This window comes from Streptomyces blattellae, from assembly GCF_009709555.1.
In the GTDB taxonomy this organism is placed as follows: Bacteria; Actinomycetota; Actinomycetes; order Streptomycetales; family Streptomycetaceae; genus Streptomyces; species Streptomyces blattellae.
Map to the genome: position 1 here is coordinate 1 of NZ_WJBG01000023.1, position 235 is coordinate 235.

Here is a 235-nt window from a genome sequence, read left to right on the forward strand (position 1 = left end):
CCTTCTGGAGTACAAGGCCGCCTGGTACGGGCGGGAAGTGATCGCGGTGGACCGCTTCTTCCCTTCGTCCAGGCTGTGCTCCACCTGCGGCACCTTGCAGGAGAAGATGCCGCTGCACGTCCGTACCTGGACATGCGACTGCGGAACGACCCACGACCGGGACGTGAACGCGGCGAAGAACCTGCTGGCCGCCGGACGGGCGGTTTCGGCCTGTGGAGCTGGTGTAAGACCTCAA

1 protein-coding gene is annotated in these 235 nt (G+C 65.1%); it reads left to right on the forward strand.

Features of this window, described 5'->3' with window-relative positions; all coding sequences use genetic code 11:
• Nucleotides 1-235 (forward strand): zinc ribbon domain-containing protein (locus GFH49_RS00795; RefSeq protein WP_155053777.1); only part of this gene is annotated, 235 nt, incomplete at both ends.